General features: G+C 43.4%; 22 protein-coding genes. 4 read left to right on the forward strand and 18 right to left on the reverse strand.

Annotation, left to right across the window (positions count from 1 at the left end; all coding sequences use genetic code 11):
• Positions 1-35: 35 nt before the first annotated feature.
• From ACFOGI_RS01745 to ACFOGI_RS01820, 16 genes are all read right to left on the reverse strand, one after another.
• Complete coding sequence (locus tag ACFOGI_RS01745; protein WP_390267478.1) at positions 36-1,520, reverse strand: spore germination protein; 1,485 nt, start codon at positions 1,518-1,520, stop codon at positions 36-38.
• 30 nt (positions 1,521-1,550) lie between these two features.
• Positions 1,551-1,979 (reverse strand): stage V sporulation protein AB, encoded by a 429-nt coding sequence (locus tag ACFOGI_RS01750; RefSeq protein WP_390267481.1) that lies wholly within the window; start codon positions 1,977-1,979, stop codon positions 1,551-1,553.
• On the reverse strand, positions 1,957-2,574 hold the full coding sequence (locus tag ACFOGI_RS01755; RefSeq protein ID WP_390267484.1) for a stage V sporulation protein AA: 618 nt from the start codon (positions 2,572-2,574) through the stop codon (positions 1,957-1,959). The genes ACFOGI_RS01750 and ACFOGI_RS01755 overlap by 23 nt, the downstream gene beginning before the upstream one ends.
• 105 nt (positions 2,575-2,679) lie before the next feature.
• On the reverse strand, positions 2,680-3,435 hold the full coding sequence (sigF, locus tag ACFOGI_RS01760) for an RNA polymerase sporulation sigma factor SigF (protein WP_390267487.1): 756 nt from the start codon (positions 3,433-3,435) through the stop codon (positions 2,680-2,682).
• Between the two features lie 11 nt (positions 3,436-3,446).
• Positions 3,447-3,887: an anti-sigma F factor gene (gene spoIIAB, locus ACFOGI_RS01765; protein WP_390267490.1), complete on the reverse strand. Its 441-nt coding sequence runs from the start codon at positions 3,885-3,887 to the stop codon at positions 3,447-3,449.
• Positions 3,884-4,237: an anti-sigma F factor antagonist gene (gene spoIIAA, locus ACFOGI_RS01770; RefSeq protein WP_390267493.1), complete on the reverse strand. Its 354-nt coding sequence runs from the start codon at positions 4,235-4,237 to the stop codon at positions 3,884-3,886. Before spoIIAA ends, spoIIAB begins: the two co-directional genes overlap by 4 nt.
• Before the next feature lie 95 nt (positions 4,238-4,332).
• Positions 4,333-5,499, reverse strand: a complete 1,167-nt coding sequence (locus ACFOGI_RS01775) for a D-alanyl-D-alanine carboxypeptidase family protein (RefSeq protein ID WP_390267496.1) — start codon at positions 5,497-5,499, stop codon at positions 4,333-4,335.
• Between the two features lie 113 nt (positions 5,500-5,612).
• Complete coding sequence (locus ACFOGI_RS01780; protein WP_390267499.1) at positions 5,613-6,917, reverse strand: pyrimidine-nucleoside phosphorylase; 1,305 nt, start codon at positions 6,915-6,917, stop codon at positions 5,613-5,615.
• Between the two features lie 25 nt (positions 6,918-6,942).
• Entirely contained in the window at positions 6,943-7,764 is an 822-nt protein-coding gene (locus tag ACFOGI_RS01785) for a purine-nucleoside phosphorylase (protein ID WP_390268061.1), read from the reverse strand.
• A gap of 16 nt (positions 7,765-7,780) precedes the next feature.
• Entirely contained in the window at positions 7,781-8,959 is a 1,179-nt protein-coding gene (gene deoB / locus ACFOGI_RS01790) for a phosphopentomutase (protein ID WP_390267502.1), read from the reverse strand.
• Between the two features lie 107 nt (positions 8,960-9,066).
• Complete coding sequence (xerD, locus tag ACFOGI_RS01795) at positions 9,067-9,960, reverse strand: site-specific tyrosine recombinase XerD (RefSeq protein WP_390267505.1); 894 nt, start codon at positions 9,958-9,960, stop codon at positions 9,067-9,069.
• Positions 9,961-9,962: 2 nt separating this feature from the next.
• The gene (locus ACFOGI_RS01800; RefSeq protein WP_390267508.1) at positions 9,963-10,169 is read right to left on the reverse strand and encodes a YqzK family protein; all 207 of its coding nucleotides are present in this window, start codon (positions 10,167-10,169) and stop codon (positions 9,963-9,965) included.
• Between the two features lie 331 nt (positions 10,170-10,500).
• The gene (gene fur, locus ACFOGI_RS01805; RefSeq protein ID WP_390267511.1) at positions 10,501-10,959 is read right to left on the reverse strand and encodes a ferric iron uptake transcriptional regulator; all 459 of its coding nucleotides are present in this window, start codon (positions 10,957-10,959) and stop codon (positions 10,501-10,503) included.
• Between the two features lie 107 nt (positions 10,960-11,066).
• The gene (spoIIM, locus tag ACFOGI_RS01810) at positions 11,067-11,705 is read right to left on the reverse strand and encodes a stage II sporulation protein M (protein WP_390267514.1); all 639 of its coding nucleotides are present in this window, start codon (positions 11,703-11,705) and stop codon (positions 11,067-11,069) included.
• 71 nt (positions 11,706-11,776) lie between these two features.
• Positions 11,777-12,949 carry an endonuclease Q family protein gene (locus ACFOGI_RS01815; RefSeq protein WP_390267517.1) on the reverse strand — a complete coding sequence of 391 codons (1,173 nt, stop codon included), beginning with the start codon at positions 12,947-12,949 and terminating at the stop codon, positions 11,777-11,779.
• Positions 12,950-13,495 (reverse strand): NUDIX hydrolase, encoded by a 546-nt coding sequence (locus tag ACFOGI_RS01820; RefSeq protein WP_390267520.1) that lies wholly within the window; start codon positions 13,493-13,495, stop codon positions 12,950-12,952.
• A gap of 132 nt (positions 13,496-13,627) precedes the next feature.
• Here ACFOGI_RS01820 and ACFOGI_RS01825 point away from each other — a divergent pair, with 132 nt between their 5' ends.
• Positions 13,628-14,545, forward strand: coding sequence for an aldo/keto reductase (locus tag ACFOGI_RS01825; RefSeq protein WP_390267523.1), 918 nt, complete (start codon positions 13,628-13,630; stop codon positions 14,543-14,545).
• 33 nt (positions 14,546-14,578) lie between these two features.
• Here the strand turns inward: ACFOGI_RS01825 and ACFOGI_RS01830 are convergent, their stop codons facing one another.
• Both ACFOGI_RS01830 and ACFOGI_RS01835 read right to left on the reverse strand, forming a co-directional pair.
• Positions 14,579-14,902 (reverse strand): iron-sulfur cluster biosynthesis family protein, encoded by a 324-nt coding sequence (locus ACFOGI_RS01830; protein WP_390267526.1) that lies wholly within the window; start codon positions 14,900-14,902, stop codon positions 14,579-14,581.
• Between the two features lie 77 nt (positions 14,903-14,979).
• Positions 14,980-15,777: an SDR family NAD(P)-dependent oxidoreductase gene (locus ACFOGI_RS01835; protein ID WP_390267529.1), complete on the reverse strand. Its 798-nt coding sequence runs from the start codon at positions 15,775-15,777 to the stop codon at positions 14,980-14,982.
• Positions 15,778-16,047: 270 nt separating this feature from the next.
• Here ACFOGI_RS01835 and ACFOGI_RS01840 point away from each other — a divergent pair, with 270 nt between their 5' ends.
• From ACFOGI_RS01840 to rnz, 3 genes are read left to right on the forward strand one after another with little or no spacing between them, the layout of a single operon-like run.
• Positions 16,048-16,800: a glycerophosphodiester phosphodiesterase gene (locus ACFOGI_RS01840; protein ID WP_390267532.1), complete on the forward strand. Its 753-nt coding sequence runs from the start codon at positions 16,048-16,050 to the stop codon at positions 16,798-16,800.
• Positions 16,801-16,811: 11 nt separating this feature from the next.
• On the forward strand, positions 16,812-17,828 hold the full coding sequence (gene namA / locus ACFOGI_RS01845; protein ID WP_390267535.1) for an NADPH dehydrogenase NamA: 1,017 nt from the start codon (positions 16,812-16,814) through the stop codon (positions 17,826-17,828).
• 16 nt (positions 17,829-17,844) lie between these two features.
• Entirely contained in the window at positions 17,845-18,768 is a 924-nt protein-coding gene (gene rnz, locus ACFOGI_RS01850) for a ribonuclease Z (protein ID WP_390267538.1), read from the forward strand.
• Positions 18,769-18,780 lie beyond the last annotated feature (12 nt).

Consider the following 18,780-nt stretch of genomic DNA (forward strand, 5'->3'; position numbering starts at 1 on the left):
AGCTTTCAACCAACTTTCCGGTTGGTCTATGCAGGTTAGCTCTTTTTCAATGATTGTTTATAATTATTTTTAGGGTGTACAATCCCTGGCCTTCTTTTTGTAAAAGGAACAGGGATACGGAAAAGAACATGCAGGAAAGCCATGGCATTAAAAGGAATAAACGGCCATAAATAGGGAGTCTTCAGCGAACGGATGTTTATAAGGAACAAAAGATGGACCACGATGCCAATCATCAGGCCAATCTGCCCGAATAAGGCTGTCAGGATAACCAACGAAACACTCAGCAGCTTATTTGCTACACTCAATTCATAACTTGGCGTGACATATGATCCAATGGCACTGATGGAGATATACAAAATAACTTCGGGAGTAAACATTCCCACATCGATGGCAATTTGTCCGATAAGGACGGCTGCAATCAGCCCCATTGCAGTGGAAAGGGGTGTGGGCGTATGGATGGCAGCCATCCTGAGAAATTCCATACCAATACCTCCCAAGATGATCTGCACTGCAATCGGTACATTGCCGGCATCATTCGGCCCTATGAATGCCAGGTTCTCCGGTAATAATTCAGGCTGAAGCACAAATAGCATCCAGAGAGGAAGCAAATACATAGATAATCCGACTGCCAGAAATCTTATCCAACGGATGAACGTCCCAATTGTAGGTGCCTGCCGGTATTCCTCCGCATGTTGAAGGTGATGGAAGAAAGTAGTCGGGAGAATGATTGCACTGGGTGACGTGTCAACAATAATCATGACATGCCCTTCTAGAAGGTGTGTCGCTGCAACATCAGGTCGTTCTGTATACCTGACAAGCGGATACGGTGTCCATTTGCGTTCGATAATGAACTCCTCTAAAGCCTTGTCAGCCATTGTGATGCCATCGATCTCAATTTGCTCAATTTTTTCTTTGACTAGTTTTACAAGTCCCTCATCGGCAACATCTTTCAAGTAACTGATACATACATCCGTTTTGGAACGCTCGCCTACCTTCAACATTTCATGGCGCAACCTGGCATCACGGATTCTTCGACGAGTTAATGCGGTGTTTTCGATCACATTTTCCGTATAGCCGTCCCGGGACCCGCGAACCACTCGCTCTGTATCCGGTTCTTCCGGGGTCCTGCCGGGATAATGTCGCACATCAATGACAAATCCCCTTTTTTCTCCATTGATAAATAATACAATCAAACCAGAGAGAATTTGATCGACAGCCTCGTCCATGGTTTCTATTTTTTCCACTTGCTGGTGGATAAGGCGGTTCTCGATAATCTCCGGAAGCTTTCTTGCATTGCTTTCATGGTCGTTGATCCCGACTAGTAACTTCAACAGTTCCTGGATGATAGCACTGTCACAAAGCCCGGTGACATAGTAGATTTGGACCTCTTTTTTCAATAAGACAAGTTCCCGAAAGCCGAGATCAAAGGAGGTATCGAGTCCGAGTCTTTTCTGCATATATGCTTCTATATCTGGCAACCTTCCTGGAACTGGCTGCTTATTATTGGTTGTTTCTGCCATAACGTTGACCACTCCAAACCTTAGATGCTGTTACTTTACGAAATATAACCATTGGAAAAGGGAACCTGCAATCTTGCCGAACACAATAGCCATAAGCAGCCACAAAAGCTGCCTCTCCATTCTTATTCTTCTCGATAAAATTGGGAAGACATTAAGTGCCTCTGTAAGACCGGCTGCAAGCATCCCATTAAAAACTCCGTGACAAATCCCCCAGATGATCAAAAGGATTACTGGCTGTTCCCAAGTGATATTGGTGAATGAAAGATAGGTACCAAACAGGGACCCAGCTATGACACAAGCTGTAAAAACAGTAATATACCGTTCAGACTTGGTGAGCTGCACTAGCCGTGGTATGACACCTAAAACAGTCAAAAATGCAACATAGCCTGCACCAACAGCGAAACCTCCAGCAAGACCAATGGCCGCCTGTACAAGATTAAGAAGAATTTCCCGGATCATTTAGTCTGTTTTCATGATGGTTTACGTAATTGTCAAGGTCCTGCTGATAATTATAGATTTCCACTTCCAGGGGGCTTGGCTCCTCATTCAGGCGCTTCTTGAACCAGTGATTGAAAAACAATAGCATACCTGCTCCCAGGCCCAATGAATAGGGGACCTGAATCCATAAAGGAAACTCTTGTTCTTCGCCTGTCAATAAGAAATGGAGCTTCTGATGCACTTCCTGCATGCTGACATCATAATGAAAATTCATGATGGTCATGGCCATCCCAATGAATAGAAGGAGCCAAACCATGGAAATAATCAACACTGACGGCTCTTTTTTCTCTGTTTGGATACGTATGATGGTGTGTTCCGGTCCAATCATCTGAATTTCTAGGCCATCGTACAAGGAGTTAAGGTGGTCAATGACCATAAAACTGTCGATAACTAAAATATTTTTATCTTTTTTTGTGATTCTATATAGGGGAGTATTTTCCAGCTCCTTCTTTTCCTTATCAGAGGCTGAAACAGATGCTATATCTTTCAACAAAATCTCCCGCATACGGTTGACCTCGGTATTCTTTTTCATCCGTACATAGATAATATCTGTCATCTGAATCGTCCTTTGCTTGTTCATTATTCTTAGTATGAGATAGTGCATCATTTTTTATGATAAAGAATAACGAAAAGGGCATCACCGAATAGTGATGCCCTTCCACTAAGAGTCGATATATTTCTTGATATCCTCTAAAATCTTCTTCTCAAGACGAGATACCTGGACTTGCGATATACCAAGCCTCTCTGCCACCTCTGTCTGCGTCTGGTCCTTATAATACCTTAAATAGACGATCAGCCTTTCGCGGTCGTTCAAATCTCTTATTGCTTCTTGTAAGCTGATCTTATCGAACCAACCTGTGTCGTCTTCAGCAATCTGATCCAGGAGAGTGATGGGATCGCCATCATTTTCGAACACCGTTTCATGGATGGAGTGAGGTGACCTTGACGCTTCCTGAGCATGGACAACTTCCTCAGGAGAAATTTCCAGCGCTTCAGCTAGCTCATTAATAGACGGCGACCTTCCCAACTGCTTGGTGAGTTCATCCTTCTTTTTACGGATTTTATTATTAATTTCTTTGAGTGACCGACTGACTTTTACACTGCCATCATCCCTGATGAACCGTTTGATTTCCCCGATAATCATCGGAACAGCATATGTAGAGAAGCGGACATCGTAAGATAAATCGAATTTATCTATTGATTTGATCAGTCCTATGCTGCCAATCTGAAATAAATCATCGGGGTCATATCCTCTGTTGAGAAACCGTTGGACAACAGACCATACTAGACGTATATTCCTCTCGACCAAGATGTTTCTGGCGTCTTTATCTCCCTGCTGGCTTTTTCGGATATATTCCTTGACCTGCTCATCCGTCAACGCCTCATTCCGACTATTATTTTTTACATGGACATCCATAGGATTTACCCCTAATTATAAACCGTTTTGCTATTCGTCAACTGCTTCGTCATGTGAACGGTTGTTCCTTTATCTGGATTTGAAATTACCTCTACCGTATCCATAAAATTTTCAATAATCGTGAACCCCATCCCTGATCGTTCCAATTCAGGCTTTGAAGTGTACAACGGTTGTCTGGCTTCATCAACATCCGGGATTCCCATTCCTTCATCCTTGATGGTAAGAGAGATCTCTCCCTCATATAAGACACATGAAATGGAAATCTTATGATGTGCTTCATTGTTATATCCATGAATGATTGAATTGGTAACAGCCTCAGAGACGACTGTCTTCACCTCTGTAAGTTCTTCCATGGTCGGGTCGAGTTGGGTGATGAAGGCACCGACTGTAACCCTGGCAAAAGCCTCATTCTCACTGACACTGGAAAATTCAATGAACATTTCATTTTTCATGAAGCCACCCCCAACGTTTCCAAAGCAAATGCTTCGTTTTCTTCGAGACGGACAATCTTGAACATCCCCGACATCTCAAACAGACGCTTCACAGGAGGCGAAATTGAACAAACGACCATTTCGCCGCCTAGCTGCAAAACTTCTTTGTAACGACCGAGAACTACCCCCAATCCAGAACTGTCCATGAACGTTACATCCTCCAAGTTGAGAATGACATGCTTCACTGTATTCTCATAAAGTTTGTCTTTCCATTCATTTCGTAACGATTCCGCCTCATGATGATCCAATTCCCCGGATAACCTTACAATCAGAACATCTTGCTTTACTTCGAACAGGGAATAGAGCCCCATAAACATTCCTCCTCAGCAGTACATGGTATATTCTTTTTCTCTATGTAGGCAGGGGATTCCTGCCTGGTGACAAAAGAAGAAGCAATTCGTGTTGATTAGTTATGCTTCGCCAATTTCTCCCATGTCCGTTTCCATAATGTCAAATAGCCGGCATGGTGTACATCGTCCTCCACCACTAATTCACTTTCCGAAATCACCTCATCATCATTTTCAATAAGAAGTGATCCAACTTGGTCTCCTTTTTTCAACGGAAGATTGATATCTTCCTCCAACCTAATGGTGGTTCGGATATCTTCCGGTTCCTGCCCTTTCTTGTGGAGGGTACTGATAGACTCGGAAGTTATCACATTTACGTGGTCATTTTCCGCCTTCAACAGATTCAACGAAGTGATTGTATCTCCCTTATCATATAACTTCGTCGTTTCATAATGATTGAAGGCGAAATCAAGCAGCTCGGACACGGCAGCATTTCTCTCTTTAGGGGTTTCAGCTCCCATCACAACCGCGATTACACGCATATCACCTTTTTTCGCAGTAGCAGTAAGGCAATATTTCGCATCATTTGTAAAGCCTGTCTTCAAACCATCCACCCCTGGATAGAATCGAACTAATTTATTGGTGTTTACCAGCCAGAATTCATTATCTTCCCCTTTACGTAGATAATCCTCATAGATGGAAGTATAATCCGTGATCGATTCGAATGCTAATAATTCCTGGGCGATCATTGCCATATCATGTGCGGTACTATAGTGTTCGTCTGCCGGGAGTCCTGTAGTATTTTGAAATTTAGTATTCTCCAAGCCAAGTTCTTCTGCTTTTTCATTCATTTTCTGAACAAATGCTTCCTCGCTGCCGGCTATCCGTTCAGCCAGCGCTACGCTTGCATCATTACCGGATGCTACCGCCACCCCTTTTAAAAGGTCTTTTACAGCCATTTCTTCCCCAGCTTCCAAGAAAATTTGCGAACCACCCATAGAGGCAGCCTTCTCACTCACTCGAACTAGCTCTTCCAATTCTAGTCCACCTTTTTCGAGCTCCTCCATGATTAATAACATCGTCATGATTTTGGTCATGCTTGCAGGTGCCAGCTTTTCATGGATATTTTTATCCACCAAAATTTCTCCTGTGTCACGTTCCATCAGGATTGCTGATTTAGCCTCTTCTGCAAGGTTGGACCCTTGGTCTTTTTCCTCCGCATGGACTGGATGGACCAGAGCAACAGCAAAAATTAGAAGGGTAGTGATTAAAGCATACTTTTTCATAGTTTTACCTCCACCAATCAATATACCTTTAGGATAGCCATCCGTTGGGCAATCTATACGTTATACAGGTGGAATAAAAAAGCACACAGTCAGACTGTGTGCTCGATGAAATACTATTGAGAGATTGTATCATACACCAATGGTGGAGCCTCTTGATCATTATCTGTAATCTTAATGCTGGCATATAACCTTTCTTTAATGTCACTTATTTTTTCTTGATTCGAATGAATGGTCAACAAAGGTTCTCCCTTTTTCACATAGTCCCCTATTTTTTTATGGAGAACAATACCTACGGCCAAATCGATTTTTGATTCCTTAGTCGCCCTGCCAGCCCCTAGCATCATCGCGGATGTACCTATCTCATCTGCGATAATCTCAGCTACTGTGCCTGACTTTTCAGCAGGAAGCTCGATTTTGTGTGCGGCTTGAGGCAATAGGCTTGGGTTGTCAACGACAGCAGGGTCGCCTCCTTGAGATTCAATAAATAATTTGAACTGCTCAAAAGCTTTTCCGGACGCTATTGCCTGCTCTAATTTCTCTCTCGCCTCGCCCATGTTCTCAGCTTGACCGGCTAATAGGACCATCTGACTTCCCAAGGCGATGCATAGTTCTGTTAAATCTTCTGGTCCATCTCCTTGTAAGGTGTCAATGGCTTCTTTCACTTCCAGAGCATTCCCTACTGCGTAGCCCAAGGGTTGACTCATGTCAGAAATGACCGCCATCGTTTTACGTCCAACGCGATTGCCGATCGCTACCATCGCTTGAGCTAAATCCTTCGCATCTTCTAAATCTTTCATGAATGCTCCTGCACCTGTTTTGACATCCAACACAATGGCATCTGCTCCCGAAGCAATTTTCTTGCTCATGATGGAACTCGCAATCAGTGGAATGGAGCTTACCGTGGCCGTCACATCCCTTAGACTGTACAGCTTTTTATCTGCTGGAGTCAGGTTGCCTGATTGGCCGATGACAGCAGCTTTGTTCCTGTTTACAAGGTTGATGAATTCCTCATTGCTGATCTCCACATGGAATCCCGGAATAGCCTCAAGCTTATCAATCGTCCCACCAGTATGGCCGAGTCCACGTCCACTCATTTTAGCTACCGGTACTCCCACTGAAGCAACCAAGGGAGCAAGTACTAATGTTGTAGTGTCCCCGACTCCCCCTGTGGAATGCTTGTCAACTTTGATGCCTTCTATGGCAGAGAGGTCTATTTGATCACCGGACTCCACCATCGCTGTCGTTAGTTCCGCACGTTCTTCCGTCGTCATGTCTTTGAGATAGGTGGCCATCATCAAGGCACTTGCCTGGTAATCTGGAATATCCCCCTTCGTATATCCGTCTATAAAATAACGGATCTCATCCCGGGTTAATTCTTCCCCATCTCGTTTCTTCTCGATAATGTCATACATCCTCATAATTCAACCACCTTTTCAGCGTCATTTATTGTGGTAATGTATCTATGATTTCTCTGACAAACTTCAGAAAATCCCCTCTTACTTTCTCTGTTGTCTCTATCACTTCGGAATGTGTCAATGGTTGATCCAATATACCTGCAGCCATATTGGAAATACAGGAAACTCCCAATACCCGCATTCCTGAATGGCCGGCAACAATCACTTCAGGGACCGTAGACATGCCTACTGCATCACCACCAAGAGTGCGAAGCATTTTAATTTCAGAAGGGGTTTCATAGGTAGGTCCTGTGTTACCTACATATACCCCTTGCTGCACTTTCAGTCCTATTTTTTGGGCACAGTCATGAGCATGCTGAATGAACTCCCGGTCATAGACCTGCGACATATCGGGAAAACGGACACCAAGCTCGTCCTCATTTTTCCCTATCAGCGGGTTATCTCCCATATTATTGATATGATCTTCAATAATCATTAAATCACCCGGATCAAAGTTTTCATTGATACCGCCTGCCGCATTGGTCACTACCAACGATTCAATCCCAAGCTCCTTCATCACTCTTACCGGGAAGGTTACCTGCTTCATACTGTACCCTTCGTAGTAATGGAAACGTCCTTGCATGGCAATGACTTGTTTTCCTTCCAGTGTACCTGCAACCAACTGACCTTTGTGTCCAGCAACGGTCGATACAGGAAAATGAGGAATTTCGTTGTATGGGATGGTCACCTGATTTTCAATTTCATCACCTAGCACCCCTAAGCCGGAGCCAAGGATAAGACCGACTGACGGCTGTTCCGGCAATTTATCATTTATATAATTAGAGGCTTCCACTATTTCTGTTTTATTCAACATTCATCGTCCCTTCTTAGTTAATGTCGGAGAGAAAACTTTTACCGAATTCTGGCATTTTCACATCAAAGTTATCTGCTATAGTAGCTCCAATATCTGCGAATGTCTCCCTAATGGGCAATTCTTTGCCGTTATCTACACCGGAATGATGAATCAGTAGGGGGACAAACTCTCTCGTATGGTCAGTGCCATGGTGTACAGGATCGTTTCCGTGATCAGCCGTGATAATCAGCAGATCATCTTCTCGTAATTGCTCAAATACTTCCGGGAGCCTTGCATCATAAGCCTCCAATGCGTTCCCATACCCCTGTGGGTCACGTCGATGGCCGTATTTTGCATCAAAATCAACCAAGTTGAGGAAGCTGAGTCCAGTAAAGTCCTTTTTCATAGAGTCTACAAGTTTGGACATACCATCTTCATTATCAGCTGTTCTGATTGCTTCAGTAACCCCTTCTCCGTCATAGATATCGGAAATTTTCCCAAGGGCAATTACATCGTAGCCACTGTCTTGGAGTTCATTCATCACCGTTCTCCCGAATGGTTTGAGTGCATAATCATGCCGGTTGGATGTCCGTTGGAATGCGCCAGGCTTTCCGACAAACGGCCGAGCGATGACTCTGCCAACCATATATTTTTCATCAAGCGTCAACTCACGTGCTATTTCACAAATACGGTACTGCTCTTCAATCGGTACTACTTCTTCATGCGCAGCAATCTGCAGGACTGAATCAGCAGAAGTGTACACAATCAAGGCACCTGTTTCCATATGTTCCTGTCCCAGCTCTTCCAGAATTGCAGTGCCGGAGGCTGGTTTGTTTCCAATGATTTTCCTTCCTGCCTTCTCCTCCAGCTCCTGAATGAGTTCATCAGGAAAACCGTCAGGAAATGTTCGGAAAGGCTGCTCGATGTTCAACCCCATGATTTCCCAGTGTCCTGTCATCGTATCTTTTCCGTTGGATGCTTCCTGCATCTTAGTGAAATGAGCTTTGGGAACATCGACCTTCTTTATCCCTTCAATTTCCCTGATATTGCTCAGGCCGAGGTTTCCCATATTGGGCATATTCAGTCCACCCATATGGCTAGCAATGTGGCCTAATGTATCTGCTCCCTTATCATTGAATTGCTCTGCATCAGGTGCTTCACCGATCCCTACAGAGTCCATAACAATTAAAAAAATACGTTTATAATTTTTCATATCAAAACCTCCTATAAATATATTCCCACTATGTCTCATTACTATGTCTGTTTTTTAAAGTCGTAGGATGTCAGACAACTAAAAAATAAAAAAAACTAAGCGCTTGACTAAGCCCTTGGATGAAAGGTTTTGTATACATCAGTCAAGCGTGATTTCGTAACATGTGTATAGACTTGAGTAGTCGAAATATCTACATGGCCCAACATTTCCTGAACAATTCGCAAGTCGGCACCGTTTTCAAGTAGGTGTGTAGCAAAGGAATGCCTCAGTGTATGGGGAGTGATGGTCTTCTCAATGCCTGCTTCCCTTGCAGCTGCTTTTAAAATTTTCCAAAACCCTTGCCTTGATAAAGGTTTCCCATGATGATTGACGAACAGAGTGTTTTCATACGGACGGCGCTTGACCAGTAGTCCACGGGCTTCCTCCAAGTATGTGAGGATTGACTTTTCAGCAGTCTTCCCGATCGGTACGATCCGTTCTTTCCCTCCTTTACCTAGGCACTGTACAAATCCCATGGTCAAATGAAGGTCACTGACGTTCAAGGAAATTAACTCACTGACTCGCAGACCGGTTGCATACAACAACTCTAACATTGCCTGGTTACGGATGGCTAACGGAGACTTCCCTTTGATGGAAAGAAGTTCATCAATATCCTTCATGGACAGTACATCTGGCAGTTTTCTCTCTTTACGGGGCGTCTCAATATGTAAGCTTGGATCCTGGTTGACAATCTGCTCCCGGATCAAAAACTGATGAAAAGCTCTAATAGAAGAAATATGCCTGGAAATAGTAGCAGACGACTTTCCATCATCTTTCAACCAATGGAGAAAACCGATGATGACATGACGTGTTACTTGATTCCAGGAGGTTTTCTGCTCGATCTTTTCTACGTATTTTATATATTTGTCGAGATCACGCTTGTAAGATTTCAACGTGTTTTCCGATAGCCCCCGCTCGATCTGCAGATAATGAAAAAAGTCGTTCAAAGCCTCATTCAGCATGACTACTCTCCTAACCGAAAAAACAGATTCAAACGGCCGAGAAAATCCCCTTCTTCCTGGAAGACCTTGACTGCAGGACCTTCTGGAGGATCGTACCGATGATAGTTTTCATATTCAGCATGCATCATCTGTAAACCAAAATAAAATAGACATGTACAAGCCGAAAAGATGATGAAAACTTTGCATGTATCCCAAATTATCCTCTTCATTAGGTATGGCTCCTCTTCTAATATTCTATCCTATTAAAAGATATGCCAAAAAAGAAACGCATTATACCTTAATTATTGGATAATGTGGAATTTATGGGGAATCATTCCCCTTTCAATGTAACCTTATTCCTAATAATTGTAAATGAAAATAACCGATACTCTCGCCGAACCTTGCTCTTCCACTCTATTGATAGTGACTTGCCTGCATGGGAAAACTCCTGCCGCTTTGAAACCTCTAAAACTGAGAGCTTCACAGTAAAGGATAGGTGCATAGACCCTCGCAAATTTATTTCAAAGAAAATAAAAAAGCCTCTTCCTGCAGAAAAGGCTGCTATTGGGTTGCTTTAACAGTTGCTTCTTGACATTGTTTGCATATACCGTGAAAAGTCAAACGATGGTCTTTCACTTCAAATCCCCAGTCGTTTTGCACAATCTTTTCTACATCTTCCAATAGATCATCAAGTATTTCTTCTACGGAACCGCACTCTGTACATACCAGATGATGATGAAAGTGCTTTGCCCCTTCTTTACGAAGGTCATAATTGGACACGCCATCACCGAAATTGATCTTATCAACGATCTTCAACTCTGAAAGCAGGTCCAATGTACGGTATACAGTGGCCAAACCAATTTCCGGGGCTATCTCTTTCACCAGTAAATAAACTTCCTCAGCACTGAGATGTTCTTCTTCCCTTTCCAGTAAAACGCGTACAATGGCTTCTCTTTGCGGAGTGAGTTTATAGCTCTGGGCATGCAGCTGCTTTTTTATGCGATCAATTCGATGTTCCATGGCTGATAACCTCCCTCATATCCCACCTTTATTATATGCACGGTTCAAGGATGTGTCAAAGTATTATTTCTCAGATTATACTTATACTAATTATAATTTGATTTTCATTATTGGTAAAGAGATTTTATCAGGCCTTCCATCGCCTCATTTGCTACATAAGCCTCAAGGACAGCCGCAAGAAATGCGACCACCAATAGACAGAGGAAAAAAACCATATACCGGCCGAACGGCTGAAAAACGGGTTGGGACATCTTGCGGGTAAACAGTTTACCAAGGAGTGTCAATGAAAAAATCATGGAGACACTCCCTGCAGCTATATATACTGGGATAATCAGAATATTTTGTGGTGCAATTGCCAGTGAAGCCAACAGCATACCTTCTGTTCCTAATTGGTTTACAATAAAACCGACGGAGAAGCCCACCACCATTCCCTTTGCAAATAACAACACCCAGACAGCTGGCAGACCGATAACTGAAAGCCCCAACAAGAACAACAACAACAGATATTTCAAGTGATAGGACAGGCTATTTTTCAATATTTCTATGTTAGCCGTCGTCTCGCCATCAATGACTTGTCCAAAGAATCGTTCCATATAAAAAAATAGATCCTGTTTCTGCACAAAACTCATACTGTTTACAAGAATGGCGCCAAATATAATTCCTGTTAAAAATAAAATGGTCATAAAGAGATAGATCGTTGCGTGATCCTTGAAATGGTTGAAAGCTAACATACGGTTTTTATACAAAGGAATCCCCCATTCCTGCTAGGTTCTATTTAGAATCTATGAGGGATTCCTCTTAAAAATACCAAACGCTCTTATTTTTTAATATCAACTGTACCGTATTTGCCGCCACCACCAGCTTTTATCGGCAATTTACCGTCTCTCATTTGGAGAATCATCTTCGCTAGATTTCCGGAGACAACTTGCTGAAGTTCATTCCCTCCAGCCTCATGAATCACACTCATCTCTGTGCCGAATCGGTCCAGTAGTTTTTCAAAAGTCTTAGGCCCAAGCCCGGGCAAATATTCAAGCGGCACTTGATAGAGATAGGGAGGTCTGCCGACAGCTTGTACCTCTGTGTCTTTCAGTTCAGCAATACGTTCTGCAACTCCTTTCACTACTTTAGTAGAGCCGCAATTCGGGCAGGTCGACGCTTGGGCAGGCAAATTTTCAAAACAGTTACTGCATACAGTTGTATGGTATTTGCCCAGCTTAGGATTCATTCCGTAATTCTCTACGATGGCCCTTTCTTCGATCTGATGTAGACTCCAGCTGAATTCTTTAAAAGAAGGTTCCGCCATTCGAAGTTTCTGATATTCTCTAGCGATCTTTCCCAGGGAGTGGGCATCTGAATTGGAAACAAAACTATACGGATGCAGTTCACTTATTGCATAGGCCATGTAGGTATCAGAGCTTAGCCCCAATTCAATCGCATCAATCAAGTCGGGATCCAGCACTTCGTCGAGTGACCGGATGACTCCTTTTCCATATAGGCTTTTGAATGGAGTAAAAACATGGGCTGGAATGAATAAGCCTCCGAGCTCTTTTGTCTTATACTGTAATTCTGTCGCTTTTCCATAATACCGCTGGGAACTCAAGCTAATGTTTTTCATACGTCCGGAGAGCCACTGTGAAAATTCTTCCATTTTGTCCAGCGTTTCAAAATAGCATAAGACATGGATCGGCCCTTGGCAATTCTCGTCAAATACCTCTATCTCCGATCCGGGAATTAACGTAGCGTTTTCAAAGCGGATCCCCCCCTCATCCAACTCTACTGCTTGTCCTTGATCAATAAGCATCCTGATTTCCTGTTGTACCGCTGGTGCATGGCAATCTATCACCCCTAATAGATCGATCCCTTTTCTTCTGCTTGACTCGATCAGTATGTTGGTAAGTGTCAGGCTCTTTGACCCGGTGATTTTAACAGGAGCTCCATTCATATCCCTGCCGATATGAATATGCATATCAGCAAAATACTCACGCAGCATTTACATCCTCCCCAATGCATGCAGATAGAGGACAGCGTAGTTAGTCTTGGCATCATGAATCCGTTCCTCTTCTACATACCGTTTTGCTTCATCGAGCGTTAACTCAATAATTTCCACGAATTCATCGTCATCTCCATCTGGAGGTGTGTCCAGCTTCTCTAATTGGTCGGTGATGTAGATATACAGAAGTTCGTCCGCAAAACCGGGGGATGAATAAAAGGAAGTCACTAATGAAAGGTCGTTGGTTGTATAACCCGTTTCCTCTTCCAATTCCCTTACTGCTGTTACTTCCGGTTCCTCTCCCTCTTCCATCTTGCCTGCCGGAATTTCGATCAAGGTCTTTTCCAGTGGCTTCCGATATTGTTTCACAAAGAGAATTTTGTTGTCTTTAGTGATAGGAATAACCGCAACAGCGCCTGAATGCTTGATGAGCTCCCTTTTAGAAGTTTTGCCGTTCGGAAGCTCCACTTCATCCACCTGCAGGCGAACCACTTTTCCATCAAATATGTTTTCTGTTTTTATTGTTCTTTCTTCGAATTTATCCACATTTTTCACCCTCACTGCTATTAGTTCTTTTACATTTTAGCATATTTATCCCATAGCCTTTTAATATTTGTGTTATCCGGTTGCCGATTCTACAATAAAGACGGAACACATATGTAGAACGGAGGGTTCATGATGAGAAAAAGGCAATTAGGCACATCCGGCATCTATGTTTCCGAAATGACGCTCGGATGTATGTCACTCGGAACTGAGCTGAGTAAGGCTACCGACATGATCGATACAGCACTTGATGCAGGAATCAATCACCTAGATACAGCAGATCTGTATGATTTTGGTCGTAATGAAGAGATTGTTGGTAAAGCGATCCAGGATAAAAGGGATCAGGTCATCCTTACATCAAAAGTCGGAAACCATTTTAACAGGGAACAGCAGGACTGGTTCTGGGATCCGTCCAAGCATCATATCAAGAATGGCCTGAAGGAGAGTCTGCGTCGGCTCCACACCGATTATATCGATTTTTATATGTTGCATGGCGGAACCATTGATGATCCAATCGATGAATCCATCGAAGCTTTTGAGGAACTGAAAAAAGAGGGGTTGATCCGAGCGTATGGAATTTCATCTATTCGCCCGAATGTGATTCGCGAGTATGTAAGACGTGCTGATATTGATGCAGTGATGATGCAGTATAACCTTTTGGACCGTAGACCCGAAGAGGAGATACTTGACTTGCTGCATTCCAACTCCATCTCTGTATTGGCGAGAGGACCATTGGCAAAAGGGATTTTGACCGATCAATCCACAGAGAAAATAGAAGAAAAAGCAAACAAAGGTTACTTGGATTACTCTTATGAGGAACTGCGGGAGATTCAGGAGCTGCTGAAAAACACTCTTCCGGGAAGCTTACCCATTCAAGAAGCAGCCTTCAACTATATTCTGAAGCACCCAGCAGTAGCAAGTGTTGTCTTTGGGGCAAGTTCCAAGGAACAAATCATGAAGAACATCACACTGGAAATATCGGAACTTCCAAAAGACATCTATACAAGACTGCAAGAAATCACCAAACCTGTAGAGTATACCAATCACAGATAAAGCCGGGGTTTCCCCCGGCTTTTATTCCTCTGCTTACCATTCACACACCTGCTGTTGAGATATGAATGGATTTAGCACACCTTCTGGACTGGTTAGACGGAAAGAACCATTTCTAACGTCCAGTTTCATTTTTTCTTCAAAAAACACTGCCTGGTCCGAATCGATGAGCACTGGATACCTATCGCTTTTCACTTCCAGTGATCGATTGCTATTTTCATTAGTGAACCGGATGGTCGGCAACCCATTCACTGCACAGCCGCACCCCTCGGTATCATACCATAACTTCAAATATGACTTCCCTTCCTGGTTGATCCGGTTCAAATGGTCAGCAGCCTCTGACGTAATTGTAAGCTCCAAATTCTCACTCCTCTCTACTTTTTGATAGTACCATCAACACCTATCTTGATTAAACCGTAGCCGTTGGTGGGTGATTATTATTTCCTATTAAACTGACTTTTCAACAGCTTTTCCATGATATCTGGGAACTGGCTGTACAATCGGCTGCCTGTTTCCATCCACCAAGGCATGTTAATCTCCCTTTTTTTTGTAAATAGATGTTTTATTACTTTTTCAGCCACTTCACCAGGTTCGAGCATATAACGCTGGACACTTTCTACATAGTTGCCTTCAGGGTCTGCTGAATCAAAAAAGCGGGTGGATACCGGTCCTGGATTCACAGCCGTTACATAAATCCCTTTTTTCTGTACTTCCAGCCGGAGAGCATTGGTGAATCCGAGTACAGCATGTTTACTAGCTGCATATACTGCTGATTTTGGAGTAGCTATTTTCCCAGCTTGTGAAGCCACATTAACAATATGCCCGCTCCCTTGTTTTTGCAAGTGAGGCAGTAATTGTTTGGTCACCCGGATGAGAGAATGGACATTCAGTTCCAGCATATAAGCAGCTTCTTCCATATCCATATCCTCTATCCATTTAAAGGAACCTATCCCTGCATTATTGATCAAGGCATCTATAACAGGGTGAGTATCCATTATTTCTCTCATAACACTGGAGACTGCCTCCTGGTCTGTCAGGTCAACAGGATAGGTATAGCTGGTTGCTCCCAGCTCATTTTCCAACCTGTACGAAAGTTTCTCCAATCTATCAGCTGAACGGGCAGCCAGGAGAGGAACAGCACCATGTTCAGCAAGCTTCCAGGCTAATTCCGCACCAAGGCCACTTGATGCACCTGTGACCAAAACCTTTTTATCTTTCAATCTGTTTCGCATCATACATATGCCTTCCATTCTGATCGTTTTTATTAAAACATTATGAGTGATTTAGGATGGGAGGAACAATTACTAACAAACACTGGCAAGGTCTTTTCCCGTACTGTGCCACGAATGGTCCGCTCCCTTCAGTATTGTTGTTCCACTATATCAAGACCTCAATAAACCCGTCCTATTATACTAATAATCCCTGTACTTGCCACCAACACTTCCCGTTTCAGTAAATTGACTTTTTTCGGCAGATAACACACAATCAATAAAGGGGTGCCTACATTGAAGACTGCTATTTTTGCTCACCGAGGTGCGAGCGGTTATGCGCCGGAAAATACAATGCCCGCCTTCCAGCTGGCTTATGAGCTGGGAGCGGAAGGAATTGAAACGGATGTCCAGCTCACCAAGGATGGCATACCTGTTCTAGTCCATGACGAACAGGTGAAACGCACCACCGATGGCAGAGGCTTCATTAAAAATCTGACGTTTGAAGAAGTCAGAAGACTGGATGCCGGCAGTTGGTTTTCCAGAAAATTCACTGGAACAGTCATTCCCAGTCTTGAGGAATTTCTGGAATGGGCAGTAGATAAGCCATTATATTTAAATATTGAACTGAAAAATAATAAAATAGATTATAGCAATCTGGAAGCTATTGTCTATGATACGGTATTACGATTCGGTCTGCAAAAACACTGCACGCTTTCCACTTTCAATGAGGAGAGTGTGAAGAAGATAAAGAGAATTGGGAACAGTATAAGTGCCGCCCTGCTTACATCTCGAGCAGAAGGAAATCCTGTGACTAAAGCAGCCAAGCTTGGAGCGGATGCCTTACACATCAAATACCGGTTGCTAGGCAGTAACGTGATGATGCATGCGGACAAGCAACAAATGCCTGTACGCGTTTATACGGTTAACAAAAAAGTACACATGCTGCAATGTATGAAATTAAAGGCGGATGGTATATTCACCGATCTGCCTGATAAAGCGTTGGAATACAAAAACACGTATTATGAAGAAAAAGATGGTTGTAATTAAGGAGGATCTATATGTCTAAACTATTTACCCCTACCGATTTTAAGGGGATAACACTTAAAAACAGAATCGTAATGTCGCCTATGTGCATGTATTCCTGTGAGCGCGAAGACGGAAAAGTAACTCCTTTCCATTTCACTCATTATGCTTCCCGTGCTGTGGGCCAGACCGGCCTGGTCATGGTGGAAGCAACCGCCGTACAACCAGAAGGGAGAATATCTGCAAATGACCTTGGTATTTGGGATGAGGGACATACTGCCGGATTGAAACAATTAAATGATGAAATACACGCATACGGAGCGAAAACAGCCATACAACTTGCACACGCGGGAAGAAAGGCGCAGCTGGAGTCCGACATATATGCCCCTTCCTCTGTCAGGTTCAATCAGGACTTCAAAGAACCGCTAGAGATGACCATCAATGATATCAGGGAAACTATCGATTCATTTAAAAATGCTGCAAGGAGAGCCAAAGAGGCTGGCTTTGACATAATCGAAATACATGGAGCTCACGGTTATCTGATCAACCAATTCCTCTCTCCATTGACAAATCTGCGCCAGGATGACTTTGGGGGAAGCAGGAAAAACCGCTACCGTTTCCTTGAAGAAATCATTGCCTCTGTAAAAGCGGAATGGGATGGTCCTATTTTTGTCCGTATCTCAAGCAATGAATATGATGAAAAAGGCAATTCCATGGACGACATTCTTTATTTTACGGAACGAATGAAAGAAGATGGGGTCGATTTAGTCGACTGTAGCTCTGGCGGGGTCATACCGGCTTCCATTCCTACTTATCCTGGGTATCAATTGAACCGCTGTGAGAGAATCAAAAAGGAAACAGATATTGCTACTGGAGCAGTCGGTTTGATAACGACCGGCATCCAAGCAGAAGAAATTCTCCAAAACGATCGTGCTGATCTTGTATTTATCGGCCGGTCTCTGCTGAGGAACCCCTATTGGCCAAAAGCTGCCGCAGACGAACTTGGCACGACTTTGGACGCGCCCGTTCAATATAAACGGGGATGGAAGTAATTGAAGGAGTGTTGGTATGGAATTAGTATTTTTAGGTACATCTGCTGGTGTCCCATCCAAAGAAAGGAACGTATCCTCCATCGCCCTGAAGTTGCTGGAGGAACAGAATAGCATATGGCTCTTTGACTGTGGGGAGGCTACACAGCATCAAATCCTGCACACCTCCATCAAACCACGGAAAATTAATAATATTTTCATCACCCACATGCATGGTGACCATATTTTTGGACTTCCAGGTTTATTGAGCAGCCGTTCCTTCCAAGGGGGGGATGACCTGTTGACCATCCATGGGCCGCCGGGTATCAAAGAATTTGTCGAGACGAATCTGCGGGCAAGCGGGACACATTTAACCTACCCCCTTTCCATACAGGAAGTTGAAAAAGGACAAAGTATCTCAAAGGGAAGTTTTACCGTGGAAGTAGAGAAATTGGACCACGGCATTCCCTGTTTTGGATATCGTGTGAAGGAAGCAGATAAACCCGGTGAATTACTTGTGGCTAAATTGATGGAACGAGGGATTATGCCAGGACCTATCTATAAGAAGATAAAAGAGAATGACTCAGTTGAAACACATGATGGCCAACTATTGAAGAGGGAAGATTTTATAGGGAAGAAGAAAAAAGGCCGGGTGGTCACAATCTTTGGTGATACACGACTGCCAGAAAAATTCCAGGAGTTTGCCAAAAACTCAGATGTGCTTGTCCACGAGGCGACCTTTGAACATAGTAAGGAAGAGACGGCAAAACAATACTTCCATTCAACGACCACTCAGGCTGCAAGATTGGCAAAGCAAAGCAACTCAAGGAAGCTGATCATCACGCACATTTCCTCTCGTTATCAAGCGGAGGATGACAACTGGCTATTGGAAGAAGCCCGAAAAATATTCCCTGATACAGAGATAGCCACCGACCTGTCCCACATAAAAATAGAGGCATTATGATAGAGGAGAGAT

It is taken from the genome of Virgibacillus xinjiangensis, from assembly GCF_042643145.1.
Taxonomy (GTDB): Bacteria; Bacillota; Bacilli; order Bacillales; family Amphibacillaceae; genus Virgibacillus_O; species Virgibacillus_O xinjiangensis.

Excerpts from the sequence above, each read along its gene's own strand:
- ACFOGI_RS01745 (WP_390267478.1), bottom strand. The coding sequence starts at position 1,520 with ATGGCAGAAACAACCAATAATAAGCAGCCAGTTCCAGGAAGGTTGCCA.
- ACFOGI_RS01750 (WP_390267481.1), bottom strand. The coding sequence starts at position 1,979 with ATGATCCGGGAAATTCTTCTTAATCTTGTACAGGCGGCCATTGGTCTT.
- ACFOGI_RS01755 (WP_390267484.1), bottom strand. The coding sequence starts at position 2,574 with ATGACAGATATTATCTATGTACGGATGAAAAAGAATACCGAGGTCAAC.
- sigF (WP_390267487.1), bottom strand. The coding sequence starts at position 3,435 with ATGGATGTCCATGTAAAAAATAATAGTCGGAATGAGGCGTTGACGGAT.
- spoIIAB (WP_390267490.1), bottom strand. The coding sequence starts at position 3,887 with ATGAAAAATGAAATGTTCATTGAATTTTCCAGTGTCAGTGAGAATGAG.
- spoIIAA (WP_390267493.1), bottom strand. The coding sequence starts at position 4,237 with ATGGGGCTCTATTCCCTGTTCGAAGTAAAGCAAGATGTTCTGATTGTA.
- ACFOGI_RS01775 (WP_390267496.1), bottom strand. The coding sequence starts at position 5,499 with ATGAAAAAGTATGCTTTAATCACTACCCTTCTAATTTTTGCTGTTGCT.
- ACFOGI_RS01780 (WP_390267499.1), bottom strand. The coding sequence starts at position 6,917 with ATGAGGATGTATGACATTATCGAGAAGAAACGAGATGGGGAAGAATTA.
- deoB (WP_390267502.1), bottom strand. The coding sequence starts at position 8,959 with ATGAAAAATTATAAACGTATTTTTTTAATTGTTATGGACTCTGTAGGG.
- xerD (WP_390267505.1), bottom strand. The coding sequence starts at position 9,960 with ATGCTGAATGAGGCTTTGAACGACTTTTTTCATTATCTGCAGATCGAG.
- ACFOGI_RS01800 (WP_390267508.1), bottom strand. The coding sequence starts at position 10,169 with ATGAAGAGGATAATTTGGGATACATGCAAAGTTTTCATCATCTTTTCG.
- fur (WP_390267511.1), bottom strand. The coding sequence starts at position 10,959 with ATGGAACATCGAATTGATCGCATAAAAAAGCAGCTGCATGCCCAGAGC.
- ACFOGI_RS01815 (WP_390267517.1), bottom strand. The coding sequence starts at position 12,949 with ATGCTGCGTGAGTATTTTGCTGATATGCATATTCATATCGGCAGGGAT.
- ACFOGI_RS01825 (WP_390267523.1), top strand. The coding sequence starts at position 13,628 with ATGAGAAAAAGGCAATTAGGCACATCCGGCATCTATGTTTCCGAAATG.
- ACFOGI_RS01835 (WP_390267529.1), bottom strand. The coding sequence starts at position 15,777 with ATGATGCGAAACAGATTGAAAGATAAAAAGGTTTTGGTCACAGGTGCA.
- namA (WP_390267535.1), top strand. The coding sequence starts at position 16,812 with ATGTCTAAACTATTTACCCCTACCGATTTTAAGGGGATAACACTTAAA.
- rnz (WP_390267538.1), top strand. The coding sequence starts at position 17,845 with ATGGAATTAGTATTTTTAGGTACATCTGCTGGTGTCCCATCCAAAGAA.